The organism is Rhizobium sp. BK176, from assembly GCF_024808055.1.
This window is the reverse complement of record NZ_JANUBV010000002.1, coordinates 71,204-89,842: the sequence shown is the minus strand read 5'-3', so window position 1 is coordinate 89,842 and position 18,639 is coordinate 71,204. Positions and strand designations below refer to the sequence as shown.

The 18,639-nt window shown below is 59.4% G+C and carries 25 protein-coding genes; 12 read left to right on the top strand and 13 right to left on the bottom strand.

From position 1 onward, the window contains the following. Window positions 1–110 precede the first annotated feature (110 nt). The 7 genes from lepB to FHT76_RS09700 all read left to right on the top strand — a co-directional run bounded on the left by lepB (window position 111) and on the right by FHT76_RS09700 (window position 5,927). Entirely contained in the window at window positions 111–854 is a 744-nt protein-coding gene (gene lepB / locus FHT76_RS09730) for a signal peptidase I (RefSeq protein ID WP_183751654.1), read from the top strand. Continuing rightward, window positions 851–1,570: a ribonuclease III gene (rnc, locus tag FHT76_RS09725; RefSeq protein WP_016553382.1), complete on the top strand. Its 720-nt coding sequence runs from the start codon at window positions 851–853 to the stop codon at window positions 1,568–1,570. Before lepB ends, rnc begins: the two co-directional genes overlap by 4 nt. Window positions 1,571–1,578: 8 nt before the next feature. Next, the gene (era, locus tag FHT76_RS09720) at window positions 1,579–2,517 is read left to right on the top strand and encodes a GTPase Era (RefSeq protein ID WP_019279736.1); all 939 of its coding nucleotides are present in this window, start codon (window positions 1,579–1,581) and stop codon (window positions 2,515–2,517) included. Between the two features lie 133 nt (window positions 2,518–2,650). Further along, window positions 2,651–3,403, top strand: coding sequence for a Crp/Fnr family transcriptional regulator (locus tag FHT76_RS09715; RefSeq protein ID WP_183751652.1), 753 nt, complete (start codon window positions 2,651–2,653; stop codon window positions 3,401–3,403). A 143-nt stretch (window positions 3,404–3,546) separates the two neighbouring features. Continuing rightward, window positions 3,547–3,990 carry a response regulator gene (locus tag FHT76_RS09710; RefSeq protein ID WP_405049287.1) on the top strand — a complete coding sequence of 148 codons (444 nt, stop codon included), beginning with the start codon at window positions 3,547–3,549 and terminating at the stop codon, window positions 3,988–3,990. A gap of 68 nt (window positions 3,991–4,058) precedes the next feature. Further along, entirely contained in the window at window positions 4,059–4,817 is a 759-nt protein-coding gene (gene recO / locus FHT76_RS09705; RefSeq protein WP_183859461.1) for a DNA repair protein RecO, read from the top strand. A gap of 108 nt (window positions 4,818–4,925) precedes the next feature. Beyond that, complete coding sequence (locus FHT76_RS09700) at window positions 4,926–5,927, top strand: aldo/keto reductase (protein ID WP_183859459.1); 1,002 nt, start codon at window positions 4,926–4,928, stop codon at window positions 5,925–5,927. On the opposite strand, the gene FHT76_RS09695 is transcribed toward FHT76_RS09700, so the two are convergent. The 3 genes from FHT76_RS09695 to FHT76_RS09685 all read right to left on the bottom strand — a co-directional run bounded on the left by FHT76_RS09695 (window position 5,924) and on the right by FHT76_RS09685 (window position 9,380). Then, the gene (locus FHT76_RS09695; RefSeq protein ID WP_183859457.1) at window positions 5,924–6,778 is read right to left on the bottom strand and encodes an MOSC domain-containing protein; all 855 of its coding nucleotides are present in this window, start codon (window positions 6,776–6,778) and stop codon (window positions 5,924–5,926) included. The two genes, FHT76_RS09700 and FHT76_RS09695, sit on opposite strands and share 4 nt — an antisense overlap. Window positions 6,779–6,787: 9 nt before the next feature. Next, a complete protein-coding gene (locus FHT76_RS09690; protein WP_183859456.1) occupies window positions 6,788–7,432 on the bottom strand; it encodes an HD domain-containing protein in 645 nt (214 codons plus the stop codon). Between the two features lie 70 nt (window positions 7,433–7,502). Then, window positions 7,503–9,380 carry a bifunctional diguanylate cyclase/phosphodiesterase gene (locus FHT76_RS09685; RefSeq protein WP_183859454.1) on the bottom strand — a complete coding sequence of 626 codons (1,878 nt, stop codon included), beginning with the start codon at window positions 9,378–9,380 and terminating at the stop codon, window positions 7,503–7,505. A 457-nt stretch (window positions 9,381–9,837) separates the two neighbouring features. Between FHT76_RS09685 and FHT76_RS09680 the strand changes: the two genes are divergently transcribed. Together FHT76_RS09680 and FHT76_RS09675 are read left to right on the top strand one after the other, a co-directional pair. Next, window positions 9,838–10,146 carry a hypothetical protein gene (locus FHT76_RS09680; protein ID WP_183751638.1) on the top strand — a complete coding sequence of 103 codons (309 nt, stop codon included), beginning with the start codon at window positions 9,838–9,840 and terminating at the stop codon, window positions 10,144–10,146. A 123-nt stretch (window positions 10,147–10,269) separates the two neighbouring features. Continuing rightward, window positions 10,270–10,785, top strand: a complete 516-nt coding sequence (locus FHT76_RS09675) for a superoxide dismutase family protein (RefSeq protein WP_183859452.1) — start codon at window positions 10,270–10,272, stop codon at window positions 10,783–10,785. An 11-nt stretch (window positions 10,786–10,796) separates the two neighbouring features. On the opposite strand, the gene FHT76_RS09670 is transcribed toward FHT76_RS09675, so the two are convergent. The 8 genes from FHT76_RS09670 to FHT76_RS09635 form a co-directional block, all read right to left on the bottom strand. Next, a complete protein-coding gene (locus tag FHT76_RS09670; RefSeq protein WP_183859450.1) occupies window positions 10,797–11,372 on the bottom strand; it encodes a hypothetical protein in 576 nt (191 codons plus the stop codon). Window positions 11,373–11,408: 36 nt separating this feature from the next. Next, window positions 11,409–11,945: a tyrosine phosphatase family protein gene (locus FHT76_RS09665; RefSeq protein ID WP_183859448.1), complete on the bottom strand. Its 537-nt coding sequence runs from the start codon at window positions 11,943–11,945 to the stop codon at window positions 11,409–11,411. Further along, the gene (locus FHT76_RS09660) at window positions 11,942–12,547 is read right to left on the bottom strand and encodes a YfbR-like 5'-deoxynucleotidase (protein ID WP_183859447.1); all 606 of its coding nucleotides are present in this window, start codon (window positions 12,545–12,547) and stop codon (window positions 11,942–11,944) included. Before FHT76_RS09660 ends, FHT76_RS09665 begins: the two co-directional genes overlap by 4 nt. Continuing rightward, window positions 12,544–13,377 carry a folate-binding protein YgfZ gene (locus FHT76_RS09655; RefSeq protein WP_183859445.1) on the bottom strand — a complete coding sequence of 278 codons (834 nt, stop codon included), beginning with the start codon at window positions 13,375–13,377 and terminating at the stop codon, window positions 12,544–12,546. The genes FHT76_RS09660 and FHT76_RS09655 overlap by 4 nt, the downstream gene beginning before the upstream one ends. A 62-nt stretch (window positions 13,378–13,439) precedes the next feature. Beyond that, window positions 13,440–14,186 (bottom strand): hypothetical protein, encoded by a 747-nt coding sequence (locus tag FHT76_RS09650; protein WP_183859443.1) that lies wholly within the window; start codon window positions 14,184–14,186, stop codon window positions 13,440–13,442. Window positions 14,187–14,203: 17 nt separating this feature from the next. Beyond that, the gene (locus FHT76_RS09645) at window positions 14,204–14,461 is read right to left on the bottom strand and encodes a hypothetical protein (RefSeq protein ID WP_114712503.1); all 258 of its coding nucleotides are present in this window, start codon (window positions 14,459–14,461) and stop codon (window positions 14,204–14,206) included. A gap of 100 nt (window positions 14,462–14,561) precedes the next feature. Further along, on the bottom strand, window positions 14,562–14,993 hold the full coding sequence (locus FHT76_RS09640; protein WP_183860717.1) for a TIGR02301 family protein: 432 nt from the start codon (window positions 14,991–14,993) through the stop codon (window positions 14,562–14,564). Window positions 14,994–15,053: 60 nt separating this feature from the next. Further along, entirely contained in the window at window positions 15,054–15,473 is a 420-nt protein-coding gene (locus tag FHT76_RS09635; RefSeq protein WP_183859441.1) for an NUDIX domain-containing protein, read from the bottom strand. Between the two features lie 88 nt (window positions 15,474–15,561). On the opposite strand from FHT76_RS09635, the gene FHT76_RS09630 reads away from it, so the two are divergent. Genes FHT76_RS09630 through FHT76_RS09620 form a run of 3 tightly spaced genes read left to right on the top strand, consistent with a single transcriptional unit; the run spans window position 15,562 to window position 17,351 of the window. Beyond that, entirely contained in the window at window positions 15,562–15,882 is a 321-nt protein-coding gene (locus FHT76_RS09630) for a YnfA family protein (protein WP_183859439.1), read from the top strand. Window positions 15,883–15,924: 42 nt separating this feature from the next. After that, a complete protein-coding gene (locus FHT76_RS09625; RefSeq protein WP_183859437.1) occupies window positions 15,925–16,689 on the top strand; it encodes an SOS response-associated peptidase in 765 nt (254 codons plus the stop codon). 38 nt (window positions 16,690–16,727) lie between these two features. After that, window positions 16,728–17,351, top strand: a complete 624-nt coding sequence (locus FHT76_RS09620) for a LysE/ArgO family amino acid transporter (RefSeq protein WP_183859435.1) — start codon at window positions 16,728–16,730, stop codon at window positions 17,349–17,351. A 131-nt stretch (window positions 17,352–17,482) separates the two neighbouring features. Here the strand turns inward: FHT76_RS09620 and FHT76_RS09615 are convergent, their stop codons facing one another. Together FHT76_RS09615 and pssA are read right to left on the bottom strand one after the other, a co-directional pair. Beyond that, a complete protein-coding gene (locus FHT76_RS09615) occupies window positions 17,483–17,623 on the bottom strand; it encodes a hypothetical protein (protein ID WP_183751616.1) in 141 nt (46 codons plus the stop codon). 159 nt (window positions 17,624–17,782) lie between these two features. Further along, window positions 17,783–18,631, bottom strand: coding sequence for a CDP-diacylglycerol--serine O-phosphatidyltransferase (gene pssA, locus FHT76_RS09610; RefSeq protein WP_114712176.1), 849 nt, complete (start codon window positions 18,629–18,631; stop codon window positions 17,783–17,785). Between the last annotated feature and the right edge of the window lie 8 nt (window positions 18,632–18,639).

Here is an 18,639-nt window from a genome sequence, read left to right as displayed (position 1 = left end):
GACGTAGAGTCGCTTTTAATGTTGGCGCCATTGCCGCAATCGGCCGAAGCCGCTAGAGAGAAGCAAACAAGAGTTGCGTCGTTATTGGCGCGTTGAAGGAATAAGACTGCGTGTCCGAAAAAGTCGAAACCAAGCCGAACGCCCTTTGGGAAAACATCAAGGTCATCGCACAGGCGCTGATTTTGGCGATGGTTATCCGAACGGTGTTTTTTCAGCCGTTCACCATTCCGTCCGGCTCCATGATGCCGACCCTGCTTGTCGGCGACTACATTTTCGTCAACAAGTTCGCCTACGGCTATTCGAAGTACTCGCTGCCTTTTTCCCCGAACCTGTTCAGCGGTCGCATCTTCGCGAGTGAACCGAAACGCGGCGACATCGTTGTCTTCCGCTTCCCGCCGAATCCCGAAGTTGATTACATCAAGCGGCTGGTCGGCCTTCCCGGTGATCATATTCAGGTCCGGGAAGGTGTTCTCTACGTGAACGGCACGGCGGTTCCGAAGGTGCCGGACGGCACTTTCAATTCCGACTATGCTCAAGATCCGGGCCAGGATGTGCCCGTCTTCCGCGAGACGCTGGACAATGGCGTTACCTACGACACGCTCGACCAGTCTCCGGTTTCCCGTGGCGACAACACGCGCGAGTTCATCGTTCCGGAAGGTCACTACTTCATGATGGGCGACAATCGCGACAATTCGCTCGACAGCCGCTTCGATGTCGGCTTTGTGCCGGCGGAAAATCTGGTCGGTCGCGCCAGCGTCATCTTCTTCTCGCTCGGCAACGACACATCGTTCCGCGAAATCTGGAAGTGGCCGACGAACATGCGCTGGGATCGTCTCTTCAAGGGCGTTGAATGAGTAAGGCGCAGACGCTCTCGGCGGCGGATCGGACACGGCTTGAAGCCCTGATCGGTCATCAGTTCGCCGAGAAGGAGCGGCTGGATCGGGCTTTGACGCATGCGAGTGCCCGCACGCAAAAAGGCGGGAACTACGAGAGGCTGGAGTTTCTTGGCGACAGGGTGCTTGGCCTCTGCGTCGCCGAATTGCTCTTCCGCACATTCGGCGCGGCAACCGAGGGCGAGCTCTCGGTCCGTCTCAATCAGCTCGTCAGTGCCGATACCTGCGCCGAAGTCGCCGATGAGCTCGGTCTGCACTACTTCATTCGCACCGGCGCTGACGTCAAGAAGCTGACCGGAAAGCGCATGATGAATGTCCGGGCCGACGTGGTCGAGAGTCTCATCGCGGCGATCTACCTCGACGGCGGCCTTGAGGTCGCGCGGCGCTTTATCCTGAAGTTCTGGGAGAAGCGGGCAGCACGCGCCGACGGTGCGCGGCGCGACGCGAAGACCGAACTGCAGGAGTGGTCGCATGCCAAATTCGGCGTCACGCCGATCTACCGGGTTGATGAACGCAGCGGACCGGATCATGATCCACGCTTCACGGTTACTGTGGAGGTCGCCGGTGTTCAGCCCGAAACGGGAATTGAACGCTCAAAGCGGGCCGCGGAGCAGGTCGCAGCCACGCGAATGCTGGAGCGCGAAGGCATTTGGCAGAAATCCTCTGCCGGAAACTGACGGGACAGATGACAGAAGAACACGAAATGGCGGACGGCTCCGCTGAAACTGCGGGTGCGACACGGTCGGGCTTCGTTGCCCTGATCGGTCCGACGAATGCCGGCAAGTCGACACTGGTGAACCGTTTGGTCGGCGCAAAGGTCTCCATCGTCAGCCACAAGGTGCAGACGACGCGTGCGATCGTCCGGGGCATCGCGATCCACGACAATGCCCAGGTCGTGTTCATGGACACGCCAGGTATTTTCAAACCGCGCCGGCGGCTCGATCGCGCGATGGTCACGTCGGCCTGGGGTGGCGCCAAAGATGCCGACCTCATCATGCTGCTGATCGACAGCGAGCGCGGTTTGCGCGGTGACGCGGAAGCCATTCTTGAGGGCCTCAAGGAGGTGCATCAGCCGAAGATCCTCGTCCTGAACAAGATCGACCGGGTCAAGCGCGAAGATCTGTTGGCGCTGGCGGCAGCCGCCAACGAGAAGGTCACCTTCACGCAAACCTTCATGATCTCGGCCGAGAACGGGTCCGGTTGCGAAGACGTCATGGATTATCTGGCAAAGACGCTGCCGGAAGGGCCATGGTATTACCCCGAAGACCAGATTTCCGATCTCCCCATGCGCCAGCTTGCGGCTGAGATCACCCGCGAGAAGCTGTTCCTTCGCCTGCACCAAGAACTTCCCTATTCGTCGCATGTCGAGACGGAGAAGTGGGAAGAACGCAAGGACGGCTCGGTTCGCATCGAGCAGGTCATCTACGTCGAGCGCGACAGTCAGAAGAAGATCGCGCTCGGCAAGGGCGGCGAAACGATCAAGGCCATCTCTTCTGCATCACGCCGAGAGCTTTCCGAAATTCTCGAGCAGCCGGTCCATCTGTTCCTGTTCGTGAAGGTTCGCGAAAACTGGGGCGATGATCCCGAGCGCTTCCGCGAAATGGGGCTGGATTTCCCGAAGTAGCGAAAACAGCTTCTACAGCGTTGTTTCTGCGGCAAAAATTCGGTCGCGTATGGAACAACCCTGGGGTTTGCGTGTTCTTATATGAACGCGCCGCCATTGCCGGCGGCTTTCGTCATCGAGCACAAGGGCCTCTATGGCAACCCCGCGCGCCACTCACTCGTTCAAAACACCGTGCGAGCAGTGTCCGCTGCGTGCCGACCCGACGTTCCGGGAATTCAGTGGCGAAGAGCTGGATTTCGTTTCTAAGTTCAAGCGAGGCGAACTGGCTGCTGACGCCGGCGCGACAATCCTCGTCGAGGGCGCCCATAGCGCTCATCTCTTCACGGTTCTCTCCGGCTGGGGCTTCCGCTATAAAACGCTGGAAGACGGGCGCCGGCAGATCCTGAACTATATAATGCCGGGCGATCTGATCGGTCTGCAGGGGACGATCATGGGTGAAATGCAGCACTCAGTCGAAGCGTTATCGCCTGTGTCCCTGTGCGTCTTCGAACGCGACAAACTAATGGCTCTTTACAACAAGCATCCTTCGCTCGCCTTCGACATTACCTGGATCGCGGCCCAGGAAGAGCGAATGCTTGATGAACATCTCTTGAGCATCGGCCGCCGGACAGCCCTCGAGCGCGCAGCCTACCTCATTGCATTCCTGTTCGAGCGGGCAAGGCGACTAAAGCTTCTCACCAAAAATGCCTCGATCCCGATTACCCAACAGCATGTGGCGGATACGCTCGGCTTATCGATCGTTCACACGAATAAAACATTGAAAAAATTATCAAATCGAAATTTGATCCGCTGGCAGGAGCGTGCCTGCGAGGTGCTTGATGGCGAAGGGCTGCTTGCCGCCGCTGGGTGGGAAGGGCTTGGAGAAAAAGTCCGGCCGTTCATATAATGCATGCGGGCGCTATGTCTTTTTTAAATGCATGCTGCGAGACATGGACCTAAGGTCATCCATGCCATCTTTCTTCCTGCTTGCTTTTTATCGACCCGAAACGAAAAAGCGGCTATGCAAGTTAAGCGGTAGATAGTCGTCGGATATGGGGCGTCAGAGGTGGAAATCCGGAAAATGCAGGGGCCGAGCGTCTTAGGCGACACTCAGCAAGGGGCGTATTGGGTATGAAGGCAAACCGTGTTCTGGTCCTTGAGGACAGTTTGATCATCGCTATGGAGGCGGAGGATATCCTTCGTCAGGTGGGTGTCGAGACGATTAGTATCGTCAGCGGCCTCGAGCAGGCGATGGAGGTGACCAAGACCGAGGCTTTCGATTTCGCACTGCTGGACGTCAACCTTGGTGAGGTCATGAGCTTCGATTTCGCGCGCCATCTGTCGCGCGTGAACATTCCCTTCGGCTTTGTGAGCGGCTATTCAGATACGAAGGACTTTCCCGAAGACCTCCGGAACGTGCCGCTGCTCGTCAAGCCGTTTGGCGAGTCGGCGATGCGCGACTTCCTTCAGAAATTGTTCCCGGCGGACGCCTGAGCGCCTTTTCATGACAGGGCGTCGGTGTTGCGGTAGGATCGAATCGTAGAGTTCAGGGTTCGTTTCCGATGCAGTGGCACGACCGAGCAATCATCTTGGGCGTCAAGCGCCACGGCGAGAACAGCGTTATTGCCGAGGTGATGACGCGCGAGCGCGGACGCCATCTCGGAATGGTCCGCTCCGGCCGGTCGCGGGCCATGCAGCCTGTGCTCCAGGCTGGGAACGAGGTCGAGGTCACGTGGCGAGCCCGTCTCGACGAGCACCTTGGCGAATTTCGAGTCGAACCGTTGACGTTGCGGGCCGCGCGCTTGATGGAAACGGCAACCGCCGTCTATGGCGTGCAGGCGATGGGCGCGTTGCTACGCTTGTTGCCGGAACGCGATCCGCATCCGCACCTGTTCGAAGCTCTCGAGGTCATCCTCGACAATCTCCACAATCCGGCCGACGCAGGCGAACTCTTCGTTCGCTTCGAACTCGCTGTGCTGAACGACCTTGGTTTTGGCCTCGATCTGACCGAATGTGCCGCGACCGGCACGCGTTCCGACCTCGCCTACGTGTCGCCGAAGTCGGGCAGGGCGGTCAGTCGGGCTGCGGGTGCACCGTGGGCTGACAAGATGCTGCTGCTGCCCCCGTTCCTCAATAGCGAGCAGAACCGTGCGGCCGACATCGACAGCCTCAATGCCGCGTTCCGGTTGACGGCATTCTTTCTGCATCGCCATGTCTATGAGCCGCGTGGCGTGGAGGCGGCAGCGGCGCGCGAAGGCTTCGTACAGGCGGCTCTGAAGGCGCTAAAAGCCGCCTCCGCAAAGGACGGCTTGCCGGCCTGATCGACGGTTTTTCATGTTTGAAAAATGTCGTGCAGCGCAGGCGCTTTACGCGCCTCGGACATCTTCCTATGTCGATCGCATACAGCCCAGCGATTGGAGGAGTAGGCCATGCTGACCAAACCCGATACGACGACCACAATAAATCTTTGGAACGGCAATGAAATCCCGCGCCTGGGCATGGGCTGCTGGGCGATCGGAGGGCCGTTCTATGCTGGCGATACGCCGCTTGGCTGGGGCGAGGTCGATGACAAGGAATCCATCGCTGCCATTCATCGTGCAATCGAGCTCGGCATTCGTTTCTTTGATACGGCCTCGAACTACGGCGCTGGGCATTCCGAGGAGGTTCTTGGGGAGGCGATCGGCAACCGCAGCGACGTTGTCGTTGCGACCAAGTTCGGTTTCGCAACCAATCCTGAGACGAAGCAGGCAACTGGGGCCTTTGCCGACGCCGACTTTATCAGGCGGTCGGCGGAAACATCGCTGCGTCGGCTGAAGAGGGATCGTCTCGATCTGCTCCAGTTCCACTTGAACGACTTTCCGCTCGAGCAGTCGGATGACGTCTTCGAAACGCTGGAGAAACTGCGCAGTGAAGGTAAGGTCGACGCCTTTGGCTGGAGTACCGACTATCGCGATCGGGCTGCGCGACATGCAGCGCGTCCTGGCTTCGTTTCTGTCCAGCACACGATGAACGTCTTCGAGCCGGTGCCGGATATGATCTCGGTGATCGAGCGGCATGGACTGATCTCGATCAACCGCGGGCCGCTGGCGATGGGATTGCTCAGCGGAAAATTCAGCGCCGACACGAAGGTCGGTGACAAGGATGTTCGCGGAGCGAGCCTGGATTGGATGATCTATTTCAAGGATGGGCGCATCGCGCCGGAGTTCGCCGCGAGACTTGAGGCGGTGCGCGAGCTGCTGAAGTCGGGCGGTCGAACGCTCACGCAGGGCGCGCTGGCGTGGCTGTGGGCGCGCTCGTCCCGAACTTTGCCGATCCCGGGCTTCCGAACCGTCGCCCAGGTTGAAGAGAATGCCGGCGCGCTGGCCGCAGGCCCGCTACCTGCTGCGGTGATGACGGAAATCGACGAGACTCTTGCTCAGCTTCGGACTTAGGCGCGGTTGCGCACCTTGAAGGTCCAACCCTCGGGTCTTTCTTCGACAACTCTGACTGTATCGCCAACCGTGATCCTGCCGGTTCCGCGCGGGGTGACATTCCAACCAAAGAGCGGGCCGGGTACGCGCCGGTCCGCTGACATCCGAATGCGACCCATGGCCGGCATCGGATTCGGAACGTCGCGCGATCCGGTCGATTGGTCCTGCGTCGTCATGATGCAACGCGCACAGGGTTTGACCAGATCAAAACGAATGCCGCCGATTTCGATCGCCGCCCAACGGTCCTCCTTCCAAGCCTCTTCCGTATCGACCACGATATTGGGCCGGAACCGCTCCATGCCGACGCGGCCTTCGCCGTGTGTCTCCAGGTCGGCATTCAGCGCCCGCAGGGAGCCGGTTGTCGTCACCAGGATCTGGTAGCCATCGGCGAACGTGACCGGCGTGCCTTCGCCGGCCCATTCTGCGCTGGCGGAACGCTTGGCATCCTGATCGAAGAAGACCAGCTTCACATCTCGACCAAGCCATTCCGAGAGTTGGTGATTGCTGGCGTCGTCGGCAACTGCGGCATTGACGATGGACTTCCAGATCGAAACATCCATCCGCTTCGCGGCCATAGGGATCAGCGCAACCATCTGCTTGTCGCCCATGCTGAGATGGAGCTGCGAAGGCCCGGCCTGAACACCGATGCGAGCGAGGTCCGGCAATTCGCGTTGCGTGATGAAGTGTCCGTCCCTGTCGGTGATCATCGCACGCCGGTCGCCCGGAAGCCCAAATGCATCGATCTCTGACGACTCCAGCGCGATGCCTCGGGTGCTCTTGAGCGGATAGATGAAAAGATCGGTAATGCGCATCAAGTGCTCCTAGATTTCGTCCATGAATGCCGCGAGGAAGTCGCGTAGCCGTTGATCGCGCTCTGCCGCAAGCGCGCGTCCGGCCTTAGTTTGAAAGCCATCGGCCAGTTTGAACAGTTTGGTCTGAAAGTGGTCGATGACGAAGCGCTTGTCGTCCAGTTGGCGATTGCTGCCGGAAGGATCGAATGGATCGTAGAGTGCCGATGACATTCGGCCACCGATGTAGAAGCAGCGACCAGCCCCGATCATACCTATTGCATCCAGCCGGTCGGCATCCTGCAGTATTTTCGCCTCCAGTGTTTCTGGCGCAACGTTGGCCGAGAAGCTATGCGTGACAATGGCGTGCGCCACGGCTGCGATGTCGTCGCCGTCCCAGTCAAGCTCAGCGAGAACGGCCGATGCCTTCTCTGCCGCCAGCAGAGAGGCCTTCGATCGCATAGGGGAGTTCTTTTCCACGGCGACGCAGTCATGCAGGAGGACGGCGGCAGCAAGGATTCTCGCATCACCACCCTCGAGAGCCTGGATCCGCATTGCGTTCTTGAAGACCCGCAGCACATGCGCAATGTCATGCGAACCGTCGTCGCCTTCTGACGAGTGGATCACGAGATCGCTGGCAAGCTTTTCAAAAGGAGCGAAGGCCTTGGCCTGGAACATGGGATCACCGTGTTGGAAGAATGGTGTCCTTCCATAAACGCCGGAACCAAGAGTCGCAACGAGCTGCCGTTCAGCTCGCCTTGAACCTTTCGTGTTCCGGCAGCTGTGACAGCAGGTAAGGGACCTCAACGGCAGGCCGTGGCGGGCTGATGTGATAGCCTTGGATTTCATCGCACGCTTCAGACCGAAGTAAGGCCATTTGCTCGGCCGTTTCTACCCCCTCCACCGTTACGCGCATGCCGAGCGCGTCACCGAGAAGAATGATGGCGCGCATGATCGCAAAGGCTTCCTTGTCTTCGACGATGCCGTTGACGAACGACTTGTCGATCTTGATCTTGTCGAACGGAAACCGCCGGAGATAGCTGAGGGACGAATAGCCGGTGCCAAAATCGTCCATGCCGATGCGAATGCCGCTTTGCTTGAGCACGTGCAGGATCGGCAGAGCCTCATCGAGATTTTCCATCAGCACGCTTTCGGTGATCTCGATTTCCAAGCGACCGGCCGCAAGCCCGGCTTCAGCAAGGGCTGCCGCGACGTCGCTTGGGAGGTCACTGTCCGTGAATTGAATGGCCGATACGTTGACCGCGACCTTGATATCCTCAGGCCAGTAAACGGCATCGCGGCACGCGCGGCGCAGCACCCAGCGGCCAATGTCGACCACGAGACCGACCTCTTCGGCGAGGGGGATGAATTCCAGCGGCGGCACCCGACCGCGCGTCGGGTGGTTCCACCGCACGAGCGCCTCGAACCCGCAGATACGTTGCTGGCTGAGGTCGTAGAGCGGCTGATAGTGGAGCTCGAATTCCTCGCGCTCGACGGCCTTTCGCAAATCCGCTTCCAGTGCATGCCGCGCCTCGATTTGCGCTTCCATGTCGGCGGTGAAAAAGCGCTCGCCCTTTCCGCCGCTGCTCTTGGCGTGCGACAGTGCGACCCCGGCATGCTTCAGCAGGATATCGGTCTCCGTTCCATCTTGTGAACTGATGGCGATACCCATCGACACGCTGAGCTCGACGGCCTTCTCGCCCCGGAAGAACGGTTCCGACAGTTCCCGCCGGATTTGATCGGCAAGAGCCGTGACATTCCATGGCTGCTGGCGGCCGGATTGCAAAATCGCGAATTCGTCGGAGCCGAGGCGCGCCAAGACGTTGCCGGCGCCTGCCGACATGCGGATGCGCTCGGCCACCTGCCGCAGGATCTTGTCTCCGGCCGAAACGCCGAGGGTGTTGTTGATCGATTTGAAGCGGTCAAGATTGAGGTGTACGAGTGCGATCTGTTCGTCCGGTTTGCGGCCGAGCAGTGCTGCGTCGATGCGTTCCCTGAGGCTGATGCGGTTTGGAAGCCCAGTCAGCGGATCGTGATGAGCAAGGTAGGCGATCCGTTCGGCCGCCCGGCGCTCCTCGGTGATGTCTGCGTGGATGGAAATGTTGCTGCCATCGGGCAGAACGGTGATAACGCTCCGGATCGTCCGTCCGTCATCCATCATCCATTCGCGGTGACGGATGTGTCCGCCCTGCGGGCTGGCGTCACGCAAACGGGAAACCTTTTGCTCGACTCGCTCGGTGCCGCGAACCTTCCCAATCAGCCATCCCATGGAGGCCCCGGGCGATGCGCCATCAGCGCTGAACCCGAAAAGCTGTCGGAAGCGCGTGTTGCAGACGATCAGGCGTTGTTCTGCGTCAAAGACGCTCAGCCCTTCTGGCAGGTTGTCGAGTACGATCTGAAAGAGGCGTCGCTGTTCCGTGAGTTTTGCCGTCGTTTCGGCAAGCGTGCCTTTCAGTCTGTCGGTGTCGTGGCTCAGCCGCTGAAATCGATGCTCGGTCGCCCGCGCTTTTCCTGCCTGCAGCCGATACGTCTCGACAACGAGATCCACCAGACGCTCAGCGTTTGCAGAGCCGTCCCCGCCGACAGCGCTCGTACATTGCTGCCGGAAGAGGGTCTCAGCATCCATATGCGGCAATCTCGATTTCGGGAGAGAAAAGCCGTTGAGCGGAATCCTGAGAGTCGCCTACTAGCCTGCAATTGCGACGCTGCGCGTCAGACATGAAAGAACCTTTTGAAGCAATCGAAAAACTATTGTCTGGGCAATTTAAAAACTCACGTGGCGCAGCGCACCGTGGAGGAGATAATCCCTCGGTCGCATTAAAATTCTATTGCACCGCAAACGAATATATCGTGGGCACTATATTTGAGTGGATGTTGTCGTATTGCCTTCAGAACCAGGCGAATTGAACGTAGGGCCCGGGCAACCGATGCTGGAAGATCACACTTTGTCAATCATAGTTAATGGCGTGTTAACAGCTTATTGACGCAGTGCGCAAATCAGTTTAACGACCGCTTAGTCTTTCAATTTCCCCATTTCGTATTGCGTACAAACATCACCGAAACGGCGGTGAGTGGAGGTTTGTATGAGCCAAGTTTCATCGGTTAGTGATACGTCCTACGCATACCTTGCGACATTGTCGCGGCTGGACACAAACGGCGATGGCGTGTTGAGCCGTGGCGAGCGGGCGGCTGATGAGAAGCCGGGCATTCTGAAGCAGCTCGGCGAAGAAGGTGGCAGCCAGGAATTCGCGCCCAAGCTGTCGGATAGCGTGCTTGCGTTCATGATGGGCACGCGCGAGAGCGGTAGCGTCAACTTTTATCCGCAGTCCCAGCAGAGCGCTTCATCCGATCTCTATAAGAGCACCTACGGTCAGTATGATCTCGACATCTGATCACGTTGTGCACGCTGAAATTTGCAGAGCCGGCCGCTAAGGCCGGCTTTTTCTTTGTTGCCGTTTCAGGAACAGCTTCGTGCCTCACACGTTGGAAACGACGACGCACGGAAGGAAGCTCCAATGAAAACAACACTCTCGATCGCCGCTCTGGCGTTCATATACGTCTCGTCGGTGGCAATGGCTCAGGAGAAGCAAACTGCCACCGCCGACTTTGTTGACAAGGACGGGAAAGCAAGCGGCCGGGCGACGCTGACGACCGCGGCAAACGGCGGTGTGCTGATCGAAGTAGAGGTGACTGAACTGCCCGCCAACAAATGGGTTGCCTTCCACGTCCACGAGACCGGCAATTGTGATGCTGCCGGCCATCACGAGTCAGCCGGAAAACACTTCAATCCCACCAATGCCGAACACGGCTTGTTATCCGCAAAAGGACCTCATGCCGGAGACATGCCGAACCAGTATGTGGACCAGGACGGTGTTCTGCGGGCGCAAATTTTTGACAGCATGGTCACCCTCGACGGCAAGACCGACGGCATTCGCGGTCGAGCGCTTATCGTTCACTCCAATTCCGATGATTATCGCAGCCAACCTGCGGGGGACGCAGGTGAGCGCCTCGCCTGTGGCGTCATCAAGTAATTCGTACCGACTCAGCGATAGTAATATCGCTCGGCATACCAATCGCTTGATGCCATAGGCTTGTCAGTCGCCATCAATCGCCCGACGCCGCTCCCTTCGAGCAGATCGGCAGTCGCGCGATCTTCGAGCCCCACGAATATGATATTGGTATTCTCACGCAGAAGGGGATCATCGCCCAATCCCGCTCGGCTGTCATCGGTCGCGTGCAGCAAGCTCATCTTCACGTAGAAGAACTCGGCCTGGTAATCTTCAACGCCTTCTTCGCTGAATGCATGCGCAACGTCGATGACTGATCTCTGAGGCCCATCGTAGACCGTGATAGTCTCATTCAAACCGAATGTCGCTCCATAGAGGGCGATCGAACGTGTCGGAACCGAGCAGATGGCGCCGTTTGTCACGTCCATCTGCTGGCCAAAGAAGCTCGTCTTGACACCATCGAGATCCCCGCGGAAAAAATAGGAAAATCGGTCCCGCGTGAGATAGATCGCCTGCCAGCGAAAACGGACATATTCATCCGACGCGCCTGTCAGGCTCTTGAGAGTGGCCAAGCAGCTTATAAACGTATCGCGATAGTTCTGCAGCGGCATCGATCAACCTCTTCTAGAGGGTTAATCGGTATCGACTCAAAACGTTCCGGCGGTTTGGTCGTTCAAAGTGAGTGCGAAAGGCGCGTTTCCATCCGCGTCCGCGCCCCTGCCGATGGAACGAACCGCGGCCACGAGCTGTCCCCGTCGTCCGAGCACGTCGTCACCAATCTGAACCAGCCGTGTATTCGGTGTGGCAAAGGGCGAGGCAGCGCGAAGCCGGCGAACGAGCACCATGTCCTCTTGTTCCGGAAAGACGGCGAGGGCGGCAATCAAGGCTGCCGCGGGTGATCGGGAGACGCCCATCCAGCAATGGATCAGCAGCGGCGCAACCCGATCCCAATCACGGGTGAAATCGATGATCTGCCGCACATGGGTTTCATCCGGCGCGACAAGGTTTCCGGTTCCCTTGAAGGCGATGTCGTTCATGTTGAGGAGCAAGTGCCGGTGCGCCTGGATCACCGCAGGGCGGTGAAAGGCCTGCTCCTTCGCCATCAGGCTGATCATCTCACGCGCGCCGTGCCTGACCGCCATCTCGGCGATCCTGGCGAGAGGGGCGACAACGATCGTGGTCATGCTTTGCTGCCCCGCATGGCCTCGATCGTCTCGAAGCGCTCGCAAAAGAGGCGCTGCGCCTCGACGGCCGGGAGCGGTGTCATTAGAAGCATGTCTTTCGTGATCCCGCGCGGTTGGCCGAAGAACTTCTGCGCCTCAGCCGGTGTGAACCCGGCAAGCTGTGTTGCTTCGAAGTAGGCGGCGATGGTGTCGGCCTTCTTGATCCTCTCCTTGAGTTCGCGTGTCGGGTGGGGTGGCAGGCCAAAGCGAAGGTGTACCGCAGCCTCCAGCCGCTTCTCGACGGCCTTGTATCCGCCGCCGACGACCGATTTGAACGGTGAAATCATATCGCCGATGACATATTCGGGTGCATCGTGGAGCAGCGCCATCAGGCATTGATCGGCTGTCGTGTCGTTCAGCCGACGGAAGATATCCTCCACGACAAGGCAATGCTGGGCGACGGAAAAGGCATGGTCTCCCGACGTCTGTCCATTCCAGCGGGCAACGCGCGCGAGCCCATGCGCGATGTCGCTCACCTCAACGTCGAGTGGTGAAGGGTCGAGCAGATCAAGCCGGCGGCCGGAAAGCATGCGCTGCCACGCGCGCGGCGCCTTTACCGTCACGCGCTGGCCTCGTCCGCCGTTGACGGAAATGTCAGCCCGGTCCAGGCAGGCAGTTCCAGGGTTACGGGGATGTCGCCTGCGAGCAGTGGCGTTTCGGCAGCCATGGCTTCTCCCGCACGGTCGATACGAACGATCGCAAGGCCGCCGTTCCCCACGACCGACCCAAGCGTGCCGACCGGTTTGCCGGCAGCGGTGATCTCCGTGCCGGAAGGTGGCAGGGTCGCCTCGGCCTTCACCGTGACAACGCGACGGCGCGCAGTTCCACGATGCTGCATGCGCGAGACGACCTCCTGGCCGACATAGCAGCCCTTCTTGAAGGACAGGCCACCGTTGAAATCCATCAGCACATCGTGCGGGAATGCGTCCTGAAGTGCATAGTCCTGTCCCGACTCGGCGATTCCGTTTGCAATACGCACGGCGTGGTAGGCGTCGAGGTCATCAATTCCGTGCTGCCCCGGCTGCCGAACGAGCGAAAGACCGACCTTGGCAAAGCGGCTGTCGACAGGCCCCTTGCTTTCGCCCTCCCAGGAAACGGTGACACCTTCGCCGGCGGTCGATAGGTCGACGGCTGCCCTCAGCTTGTACATCGTCAGCCGCTTAAGCAGCGCGTCCCGCTGATGGTCGTCGGTCTCCAGGACGAACCCATCGCCGTCCCGCCAGATCATGAAGTCGAACAGGATCTTGCCCTGAGGGGTCAACAGCGCGCCCGGCCGCGCCTCGTCGGCTGGAAGCGAGGCAATATCCGTGGTTATCAGGTTCTGCAGGAAGGATTGAGCCTCCAAGCCGCCGACGTGAACGAGCGAGCGGTTCTTCAGAAATACGGCTGGCATGGCGGCACCTGTCGCGTTCGTTATCGCTCAGAAGTATGTCTTCGCTGAGGGGATCGCAAGTCTCAGTCGCCGGCGGTGAAATACTTCCACTTACCGTCGGGAGTGATGCCCAGCCGATAGAAATTATAGCCGCCGAATTCCTGCATGTCGGAAAGGTCGCCGGCCGTCACGATTCGCAGCAATTCAACACGCTCGGGAGGCGTGAGAGCTTTCAGATCCTTTTCGGCGAAGTAGGGCCAGACGTACATCTCGTCAGCCGTACCCTGACCCACGTGGACAAAGCCGGTTGAGATGACGTCAAGCATGATCGCCAGGATCTCATCGCCTTCGGGATCACCCGACAGGTCTTTCAGCGCGCTGATCGGGTCGTCCGTCGGCTCGCCGACCGTTACCTGTGTCTGCGTGGCACCAGTGCCGAGCAGGGGACGCAGCCGCTCGAGATCGCCGGAAGCGGCAGCCTCGACGATCTGTTCCCGCATCTTGCGAACGGGCTCAGGAACCTTGCTGATATCGTAGATGACCTCGACAGGCTTCGAGTTGTCCTGCGCGCCGGGCGTCTTGTCGTTGCCTTGGCCGGCCTGCGAGTTGACCAACGGGTCGGGCATCGGCACGCCGGGCGCGGTCGGAGAGGGCGCCTGCTTGTCGCCGCCTTGCCCGGGAGCGCTCTGTTCAGTTTGTCCTTGAGTCTTTTGCAGCTCGGAAAGTGCCAGGGCTGACGTCCCGGTCAGAAAGCTGCTGGCGCTAAGGCCGATTGCAAGCAAAAGCGGCACGATCGCGGGCCGCGAAGCATTGTCCCTAGCGGAATGCATGAAACTCTCTGTGATCGTTATTGCAGGGTGCGGGTCGGAGAAAACTCGCCGGCGAGCATGCGCTCGCGTAAGGATTCCAATAGCGCTTCCGCGCTGTTTTCGCCATGAAGTCGAATGGTTTCACGTAGCGCATGGATGATTGCTGTATCGGCAATGATCTCGGGTTCGATCCCGTCTGCCATGCCGTCGGCCCAGGCTTCGTTATGGTACTCCAAGGCCGCCTGAGTCTTCTCATGAACGATCATGTCGTCGATGTCATTGAGGCTTGGTTCCATTGTCATTTCCTCAAACTGCATGCCTTACTGCGTAGTTAACAACCTTATCAGCCTTTTCCCAAAACGACACGGCCGCCAGTGAAAAGAGGTTAATTAACCGTTAATTTCCGAACCGCGACGTAATTTCTGTGGCAAGTGTTGCACCTTCGTTACGGTATCGCTCTTCTGCCACGATGGCTGCCTGCGTGCAATCCGTATAAACGGACGCAAAAGCACGGTAGCCGCGATTGAACGCGGCAGTGAGTTGTTCCTTGCGTTGCGGCTCGTCCTTGGCCTCTGAATCAAGCAATTGCTGCATTCGCGCGCGCCACTCGCCGCTGTTTTCCGCCTTGCAGAGAGTTCTCAGGTAGTGAACCGACCCCAATACTTCGGCAAGCCGCGAAAGCTTGTCGTCGTAGGGAACGGTGACCGTTTTTGGCGCATTTTCCTCCGGCAACACTGTCGGCGTTAGACCCTGTGCCCGTACGGGAGCGGGTAGGGCGGCGCTTGCGCATAGTGCAAGAGACAAGAACACGCGTCGAACGGGAATCATGCTCATAGTTGATACTCTGACCGTGACGGGAACAAGGCGCGGTCAAGAATTTCCACTGTCTTATTCACCACTGGATGCCAGCCGTTCGGCACATTCCAGCACGCTTTGCGGCACTGGCAGCCGGCGGATTTCCTCAACGGTGAACCAGCCGATAGCAGCCGCATCGTCGGCTGCGGTTGCGATGGCGGCCCCGTCGGCCTCGACGCGAAATACCGACAGAAAGAAGTGGCTGACGACAGCGCCGTCGGCGGCATGTGTCTTCAGATCGTATGTCGCGAAGAGCTCAGGGCTGTGAGCTGTTATGCCGGTTTCCTCCTCGAGTTCGCGCAAGGCAGCTTCCTCGGGCGTCTCGCCGGGCTCAGCCCGTCCGCCGGGGAACGCATACATGTCGGCCGACGGCGGATTGCGCCGGAGCACGAGCAAGAACCGGTCTCCACGCTGGAGGATAGCCGAGGATGCGGCCTTCGGAATTGAACTCATGGGATGCCACGTCGATCTTGTGTTGGCTTGCTTGGCGCCGCCGCCGTTCCACCGGATATATTGAACTCGGCGATTCGAAGGAGCTGTCGTGACCTATATCATCTATGCCGCTGCTGCAGTGTTCGAGATTGCCGGTTGTTTTGCCTTCTGGGCATGGCTGCGGATGGCAAAGCCCGCCTGGTGGCTAGCGCCGGGCATGGTGTCTCTGGCGCTCTTTGCATGGCTCCTTACCTTCGTGCCAACTGAGGCCGCTGGCCGCACCTTCGCCGCTTATGGTGGCATCTATATCGTGGCTTCGCTGATCTGGCTGTGGATTGTGGAAAACCGTGTCCCCGACCGCTGGGACATCGGTGGTGCACTCGTCTGCCTCTGCGGCACCGCCATGATCCTGTTCGCGCCGCGCAGCTGAGCGAACCTTGACCGCAGCGGATCGGAGTGCAAAGACACTCCTATGTGTGGACGCTATGCGCTGACGGTATCCCCTGAAGAATTGAAGGAAATCCTCGGGATCATGGATCTCGAGGACTTTCCCGCGCGCTACAACATCGCCCCGACCCAACCCGTCCTCATTGTCGTCTCGGATGAAACCCGCGAAAAGGGCAGCAACCTTCCGGAACGGCGCGCGGTGCTCGTGCGCTGGGGCTTTACGCCCGGTTGGGTGAAGGATCCGAAGCAGTTTCCGCTGCTGATCAACGCCCGCGCCGAAACTGCGATCGGCAAGGCCTCCTTTCGCGCCGCCATGCGCCACCGGCGCGTCCTCGTCCCTGCCTCCGGCTTTTACGAATGGCATCGCCCGAGCAAGGCGAGCGGCGAGAAGTCCCAGGCCTACTGGATCAGGCCGCGCCGCGGCGGTGTCGTCGCCTTCGCGGGCCTGATGGAGACGTGGTCCTCTGCCGACGGTTCGGAAGTCGATACCGGCGCGATCCTGACGACTGCGGCGAATGCGGCGATCGCTCCGATCCATGACCGCATGCCTGTCGTCATCAAACCCGAAGACTTTTCCCGCTGGTTGGATTGCAAGACGCAAGAACCGCGCGACGTTGCCGACCTGATGAGGCCGGTTGAGGAGGATTTTTTCGAGGCAATCCCCGTTTCCGACAAGGTCAACAAAGTCGCCAATATGGGCGCTGATCTGCAAGATAGGGTGAGCGTGGAAAAGCCGCCGTCGCGGCCCGAAAAGAAAAAGCCGGACGACGGCCAGCTCAGCTTCTTCTAATCCGATAATCCCACCGCATCATTTTTCCGGAACATTCCATGATCTCCATTTCGGCCGCACTTGCCGGCTTCTTCCTTGGCGCCTCGCTCATCATCGCGATCGGAGCGCAGAACGCATTCATCCTGCGCCAGGGTCTGCTCCGGTCGCATGTTTTCATCTTGTGCCTCATCTGCGCACTGTCGGATGCAGCGCTGATTGCGGCCGGCGTTGGCGGGCTAGGCACCCTCGTTGCTCAATCGCCAATTCTGCTCTCAGTCGTGACGATAGGGGGGGCAATCTTCCTCGGTTCATACGCCGTGGTGGCATTTCGCAGGGCCTTTCACCCGGGCGCAATGCAGGCTGATTCTCCGAGACCACTGGGTCTGAAGGCAGCCGTCGCAACCTGCCTGACCTTCACGTTCCTAAACCCGCATGTCTACCTCGATATGGTCGTCCTGATCGGCAGCCTGTCCGCCGCCTACAACGGAGTGGATCGCATCGCCTTTGGCATCGGCGCCGCGACCGCGTCGTTCATCTGGTTTTTCGGTTTGGGCTACGGCGCTCGGCTGTTGCAGCCGATCTTTGCAAGGCCAGCCGCCTGGCGGGTCCTTGACGTCATCATCGGCATTGTCATGGGACTGCTGGCAATCAGTCTGCTCGTCCGCTTCCTCCACCCGGCCTAGGCTTCCGGCCTGTCGGCAAGCAGTAACAATCAGTCGCGCGTCATCAGACGCGCGCTGCAATTTCAATTCGATGACGGAAATAGAAGCCCGCTCTGGGCTGTCGTTGTCTGCCGCTATGGCGGCTTCGATCGCTAGGCGAGCTTCTTGACGAGCGGTGGCTTGCTCTTGAGCATCAGGGCGGCCGCAAGGACGGCCTTCAGGCCGAGCGGGCGGTAGTTAGCGCTGAGGTCCGACTTTGCCGGCTGTTCGACGCTTGTCTTCTTCGGGGTCACAATACTCTCCTCACGTGCTGTCCCTAGACTCTTATATTTATTGCTCTTTTGCCTGCAATAGCGACAAAATCGAGGCGCCGCATATCAGGAATTATGAATCCAATGCATAATTCGCGAGGCTTGAGTCAGGCCTATGTCCGCAAGGAGCGCGGGAAAGTGTCAGATGTGGCGTCCGATATCGTCTTCGCCGACGCCGGGTTCCTCGATCGTCAGCGTGCCGTATTTGCGCTTCCATTTCCGGGCGCCGAACGGCAGCGTGCAAAGGTAAAGCACCGCGGTCACGACCATGACCTCCCAGGTGAAGCTCGACAGCAGGGCGACGTATAGAACGACGCCAAGCATGACCGGCAGCACGAGATCACGCCGCAGCCTGCTGCCTTCGGATTTGCCGGACCAGACCGGCAGGCGGCTGATGAGCAGGAAGGCGATCAGCACGGTATAGGCGGAGGAGAGATAGGCGAAGGTGCGATCCGTCGTGAGGCCGAGGAAGCCGAGGTAGACCGGCAACAGCACGAGCATCGCGCCGGCCGGCGCGGGCACACCGACGAAATACTCCGACTGCCACGATGCCTTATTCTCACGCTCGGCCATGACGTTGAAGCGCGCCAGACGAAGGCCCGCGGCGATGGAATAGATCAGGGCGGCGATCCAGCCGATCGAACGGGCCTGATCGAGCGCAAAGACATAGACAACGAGCGCCGGCGCGACGCCGAAATTCACGATATCAGCCAGCGAGTCCATTTGTGCGCCGAACTTCGACGTTGCCTTCATAAGGCGCGCTACTCGCCCATCGATCCCATCGAGGAACGCGGCAAGAAGCACCATGCCGACCGCCAGCTCGTACCTGTTCTCGAAGGCGAGCCGGATGCCGGTGAGGCCGGCACAGATCGCCAGAATCGTGATGAGATTCGGAATGATAAGGCGAAACGGAATTTCGCGAAGCCGTGGTCCGCGACCCGAATCATCCGGAGGGCCGTTCGGTTCGAAGGGCGGGAAGGGCGTTTCCATGTCGCTCT